This is a genomic window from Stenotrophomonas sp. PS02297 (genome assembly GCF_029959705.1).
GTDB lineage: Bacteria > Pseudomonadota > Gammaproteobacteria > Xanthomonadales > Xanthomonadaceae > Stenotrophomonas > Stenotrophomonas nitritireducens.
The window spans coordinates 1-2637 of the sequence record NZ_JASCOS010000216.1 but is presented as its reverse complement, the minus strand read 5'-3'; the positions used below and the strand labels follow the sequence as shown (position 1 = coordinate 2637).

Annotated in this window: 2 protein-coding genes; both read right to left on the bottom strand. The window is 71.1% G+C overall.

All coding sequences use genetic code 11. The features are described from left to right. Positions 1-96: 96 nt before the first annotated feature. On the bottom strand, positions 97-384 hold the full coding sequence (locus tag QMX80_RS18965; RefSeq protein ID WP_282278720.1) for a hypothetical protein: 288 nt from the start codon (positions 382-384) through the stop codon (positions 97-99). A gap of 167 nt (positions 385-551) precedes the next feature. Further along, a complete protein-coding gene (locus tag QMX80_RS18960; RefSeq protein WP_282278718.1) occupies positions 552-2534 on the bottom strand; it encodes a methyl-accepting chemotaxis protein in 1983 nt (660 codons plus the stop codon). Positions 2535-2637 lie beyond the last annotated feature (103 nt).

Below are 2637 nucleotides of genomic sequence, written 5' to 3'. Positions count from 1 at the left end.
GCTCCGTCCGGAACGGCTGCCGTGGCGCTTCGTCTTGCAGGCCCGTGCGTCCTGCCCGGCAAAGCGGGTCCGCGCCATGCGCGGCACCCGGGCGGGTCATGCAGCTCCTGCCAGGTCCTCCAGCAGGCGGGTCAGGCGTTGCCGCAGTTGCCCCATTTCGCGGGAACGGAAGGCATGCCTGCTGCGTTCCAGCGTTTCGATCGCCTCGTACAGCGCGGCCTGCACCTGTCCGCTGGGGCCCAGCGGGTCGGGATCGAGCCAGCGGCACAGCGGCGCCTGCTCGCAGTCGCAGCTCTGGTTGATGACCTCCGCCTCGCCCGCATCGGCGAGGAGCAGCCGCAGCCGCGTGGCCAGGCCGGGGTCAGTGCAGATGATCCGGGCCATGCCGCATTCCTGTCATTGGTGCCGCCGGGAGCGCCGCGCGCGTGGCGTCCGGTCCCGGGTTCGCCGGATCGCCCGCTGTGGTGTGGAGCATGTTCAACATCCCTTCCTGTTCCATGTTCTGGTGAATGGCCTGGCCATCGCGTGCCGCCGTGCGGATGCCAGGTTCGTCATGCCGTGGCCCGCGCGTCGCCTGCCGTGCGCGGAGCCTCCGCCGGGCCGGCCAGCTGGAATCTTGCCGCCGCGCGGGCCAGCATGCCGGCCTGGTGTTCCATGTCGTGGGTGGCCTGGCTGGTCTCCTGCACCAGCTGCGCATTCTGCCGTGTGCTCCTGTCCATCTGCGCGATGGTCTGGTTGACCTGCCCGATACCGGCGCTCTGTTCGCGCGAAGCGGCGGAGATCTCGGCGGTGAGGGCGGTGACCCGCTGCACCGAGGACACGATCTCGCTCATCGTGCCGCGCGCCTTGCCGACCAGGGCCGAGCCGTCGGCGACCTTGTCGACCGAATCGCCGATCAGGCCTTTTATCTCCTTCGCGGCGGTGGCCGAGCGCTGCGCCAACGTCCGCACCTCGGCGGCGACCACGGCGAAGCCGCGGCCGCTGTCGCCGGCGCGGGCGGCCTCCACTGCGGCGTTGAGCGCCAGGATGTTGGTCTGGAAGGCGATGCCGTCGATCACGCCGATGATCTCGCCGATCTTCCTCGACGCGCTTTCGATGGCCTGCATGGTGAGCACGACGTCGTCCACCACCCGGCCTCCCTGGCGGGCGACCGCCGCGGCGCCTTCGGCCAGTTGGCTGGCGTGATGGGCGGACTCGGCGTTGTCGCGGATGGTGGCGGTGAGCAGCTCCATCGACGCGGCGGCCTCGCGCAGCGTCGCCGCCTGCCGCTCGGTACGCGCGGACAGTTCGTCGTTGCCGCCGGCGATGCCCGTCGCCGCGGCCGAGATGCTGTCCGCCGACTGCTGGATGCCGGCGACGATGCCGGCCAGTTGTTCGGCGGTGGCGTTGGCATCGGTCTTCATCTGCCCGAACACGCCCTCGAAGTCGCGGGTGATGCGCCGGCCGAGGTCGCCGCGCGACAGCGCGGACAGCAGCCGGCGCATTTCATCGGCGCTCTCCGACGTGGCGTCGAGCAGGCGGTTGACGCCCTCGGCCAGGCGGGCCATCAGGCCGGAGCCGCTGGACGCGTGCAGGCGTTGGTCCAGCCGGCCGTGCGCGGCGGCATCGATGATGGCGGCGATGTCGTGCTCCATCCGGGTCTCGGCGGTGCGGTCGTGCCATTCGACCACGAAGCCGCGGCGCTGGCCGCCGGCGTCGATCATCGGCGTGACGTTCAGGCTGAAGTGCGCCTCGCCGATCTGGATGCGCCCGGAATGGGGGCCGTCGAGCGTGTCCAGCAGGGCGCGGATGCGCGCCGGATCGCGATGGAAGCAGTGGATGCTGGCGCCGATCAGCCGCTCGGGGTCGAAGCCGGGAAAGGCCTTGAGCAGTTCCTGCCGCTGGTTGCGCAGGATCGCGATGACGGCCTGGTTGGCGTAGACGATGAGGTGGTCCGGGTCGGCGATCATCATGCCGGTGCGCAGGGCGCACAGCGCGGTCTCCACATGGAAGCCGCTGGCGGCGGCGTCATCGGTCGCGGGAGGCGTGGCGGGCGTCTGGCTTGAGGACGGGGGCGTCCATGGATCGAGCCTGCGCAGCCGCATGGCGATCACGCAGGCGAATGCGGCCAGCACCGCGGTCGATGCCATGTGCGGGAGCGCGGCGATGGCCGCGCCATGCGCCTCCGCCCGGAGGATCGGCAGCTGGAAGAGGAGGGCGACGGCCGCCGCCAGCGCCACCGGCAACCAGTCGCGGTAGGACAGCAGCAGGGCGATGACGGCCAGCTCGCCGGAATACGCCAGGGCGGGGTGGTCGGCCGCCAGCGTCGCCAGCGCCAGTATCAGCGCCGTGGCGATCGCGGCGCGCACGCGCCGGGTGCCCGGCGCATGCCATGCCTGGAGCGCGGCCAATCCGGCCGCCGGAAGGCAGAGCGCCAGGAACATGGCCCACCTGCCCGAATGCAGTGCCTGGGCCAGCGCCGCGGAGCCCAGGAGCGCCAGCATCAACAGGAACAGCCGGTCCGCCTCGATGGCCGGTTCCCGCCGATGCAGCATCCGCGATGTTTCGACAGCACCCATGAATCCCCCTGTTGAAAACCTGGGCATGAAAAAAGCGCCAAGACAGCCACCCCGCCGGGAGTGGCTGGCTTGGCGCGTG